The organism is Candidatus Melainabacteria bacterium RIFOXYA2_FULL_32_9, from assembly GCA_001784615.1.
GTDB lineage: Bacteria > Cyanobacteriota > Vampirovibrionia > Gastranaerophilales > UBA9579 > UBA9579.
In genome coordinates this window covers 16,122-18,690 of the sequence record MFRQ01000002.1, presented here as the reverse complement: position 1 = coordinate 18,690, position 2,569 = coordinate 16,122, and the positions used below count along the sequence as shown (strand labels likewise).

Genomic DNA, 2,569 nt, shown 5'->3' with positions numbered 1-2,569 from the left:
GTGGTGATCTTACCGATTTTGAATAATTGCTGTAAAATAGATAGATTGCCACAGCTCCCTTCGGAATCTTCGCAATGACAAAATTGGTTAATGTTGTACATTTTTTATTTTCTGGATAGACTCTAAGCCACAGTAACATTGTCAACAATCTTTCGTTAATATACAAAATCATTGATAATATGTTTGTGCCTCTGGCACCGTGGCAATCTATACAATATACTATTTAAACCTTAAAATCACATTAAAGTTGTACATAGGCAAGATCCTCACGTCGCTTCTCAGGATGACAGTTCGGGAGATTGTAGCATATTATTTGTCGATCTATGCACTAGCGACCCAGGTTAAATACAAAATAATCTGCCTTTGGGGGCAGATATTTATTTACAATAAGTCTTTAGGATTAAACCTTGAGAAGCGTTTGTCTGTTTTATCATCTTTTAATTCAGTATGCATAAACTTGAATAAGCTTTTATATATTGGATTACTTTGATTATTATTTATTTTAATATGAGATTTAATCTGGTTGTCTACACCAGATTTAAATTTAAGAGTAAGAAGGTTATTTTCTTGGTTGTGTTTATCTTTTTCCATATATAATCTCTTTTAATTATCTTAATTCTACGGGCTTTTTTCTTAAAATTCTACGTTTAAACGGAGTATAAACCTTCTAATTATATAAAAACATAAATCCTTATTTAATTTACTCTTTTTAAGAAAAAATTAACAAGTTTTTATATAATTTTAATGACAGATTTTACAGGGTCTTGCTTTATATATTTTAATAGCTCGTTGTTTTGAGCTTTTGAAGCAAGATTTTTTGCATTTTTTAGCTATTTTACAACTGGTTTTATGATATATATGGCTTTTTGTATTTACTATTATCATTGCATCTTGTGAAAATGCTGGATAAGATGGAAACTGTATATATAAGAGAGTGAACATTAAAGCTATTAGTCTTTTAAATTTCATAAAAGCTTAAATAACCTATTAACATCTAGATTCTTTTAAGACAATTGCTCTACCGCATTTGTTACAAACGGAAGCAGCTCCTTTTAGTCTTTGATGCAAAATGGGTGAAATATAACCATTGCAATCCTCTACAGGGCATTCTAATTTTTGAGAAACGGAATTGAACATATCATTAAGAAAAAATTTTCCGAATTCATTATTAAGATTTAAAATTACTTTTTTCATATAGTTTTTTCCTTAGTACTCTAACACAAAAAATTATTATGGTTGTTGAAAGAGGGTATGTTATTGAAGGAGCCTATGTTTCATGTCAATTTAATGTGACAAGGTCACTTTTTTAAGTCATCAATTATTCCAGTAAGGACTTAATTATGTGCATTAGCACCAGCGACGGAAATAAACTTATGGGACAAACTGCTAGTCTGTTAGGAATTGATAAGAGTCTTCGCTTTTTAATTCTCTAGTCATAAGTTTGGTTACAACTTCTTTGGGGGTGATATCAGTATAAACTGCTTCATAAATGATATCTGAAACCGGTGTTGCTATGTTGTGTTTTTTAGAAAGTTCGCACACGGCTTTTGTGGTTTTAACACCTTCAGCTACAGATCCAAGCTCATTAAGGATATCATCGAGCTTTTTGCCTTGTCCTAATCTGTATCCTACTTGATAATTTCTACTTAATGGGCTTGAACAGGTTGCAATTAAATCACCAATACCTGAAAGACCGTATAACGTGCTTGGGTTTGCTCCCAGTGCAACGCTGATTCTTACAATTTCAGCGAGCCCTCTTGTCAATAATGCTCCTCTTGCGTTATTACCAAGCTTCATTGCATCAACAAAACCAGAGGCTATAGCAATTACGTTTTTAAGACTTCCGCCAAGTTCAACACCTATTACATCAGGATTTGTATAAAGTCTGAATTTGCCGGGTACATTCAGGTTCTTTTGTACAAAATTAGCAACTTCCAGATTTTTACAAGCTATTGATGCAGCTGTGGGAAGACCGTTCAAAACTTCCATTGCAAGTGTTGGGCCAGATAATATGGCGAGTTTACAGTCAGGCAATTCCTGATTAATTACTTCACTCATTGTATATAAGCCGGGTAACTCAAGCCCTTTTGAAGTATTTACTAGAATCTGATTATTTTTTAATCCGGCTTCTTTTAGACGCTGACATACTGGCCTTATGCCTGAAGTTGCAACAACCATGAGGATAATTTCAGCGTCTTTTATGGCATGTGCAAGATCTGAAGTGATTTCCACCTTATTATCCAGGCTTACTTTAACGGGTTTGCTAGTTGATTTGGTCTGAATAAGTTCCTCTGACAGGTCTTCTTCTCTTGACCAGAGGGTTATTTTATCAAAATTATTGTTTAATAACCATGTTAAGGTTAATCCCCAACTTCCTGCTCCTAAAACAGTTAACTTCATAGTTAATTTATGCTCCAGTATCTATTATTCTCTTATTTTATTTTCATTACCTGATATCAATCGTTTTATATTTTCTCTATGTAAGTATAAAGTAATATATAAACCACCTATCAGGCAGTAAGCAATATAGCTTGTAGGTTTGTGAAATACAATCATCCATATTGGAGTA

At 32.8% G+C, this 2,569-nt stretch carries 4 protein-coding genes and 1 pseudogene (1 of these 5 running past the window's edge); all 5 read right to left on the bottom strand.

The annotated features are described in order from the left end of the window. Positions 1-381: 381 nt before the first annotated feature. Positions 382-591 (bottom strand): hypothetical protein, encoded by a 210-nt coding sequence (locus A2255_03180; GenBank protein OGI23668.1) that lies wholly within the window; start codon positions 589-591, stop codon positions 382-384. A gap of 150 nt (positions 592-741) precedes the next feature. Next, positions 742-969 carry a hypothetical protein gene (locus A2255_03175; GenBank protein ID OGI23667.1) on the bottom strand — a complete coding sequence of 76 codons (228 nt, stop codon included), beginning with the start codon at positions 967-969 and terminating at the stop codon, positions 742-744. Positions 970-987: 18 nt separating this feature from the next. Further along, entirely contained in the window at positions 988-1,194 is a 207-nt protein-coding gene (locus A2255_03170) for a hypothetical protein (protein ID OGI23666.1), read from the bottom strand. Between the two features lie 192 nt (positions 1,195-1,386). Continuing rightward, the gene (locus tag A2255_03165) at positions 1,387-2,400 is read right to left on the bottom strand and encodes a hypothetical protein (protein ID OGI23665.1); all 1,014 of its coding nucleotides are present in this window, start codon (positions 2,398-2,400) and stop codon (positions 1,387-1,389) included. Positions 2,401-2,424: 24 nt separating this feature from the next. Further along, positions 2,425-2,569: pseudogene (locus tag A2255_03160) on the bottom strand (acyl-phosphate glycerol 3-phosphate acyltransferase) (it continues 482 nt past the right edge of the window).

Coding starts and splice junctions, on each gene's coding strand:
- A2255_03180 (OGI23668.1), bottom strand. CDS start 591: ATGGAAAAAGATAAACACAACCAAGAAAATAACCTTCTTACTCTTAAA.
- A2255_03175 (OGI23667.1), bottom strand. CDS start 969: ATGAAATTTAAAAGACTAATAGCTTTAATGTTCACTCTCTTATATATA.
- A2255_03170 (OGI23666.1), bottom strand. CDS start 1,194: ATGAAAAAAGTAATTTTAAATCTTAATAATGAATTCGGAAAATTTTTT.
- A2255_03165 (OGI23665.1), bottom strand. CDS start 2,400: ATGAAGTTAACTGTTTTAGGAGCAGGAAGTTGGGGATTAACCTTAACA.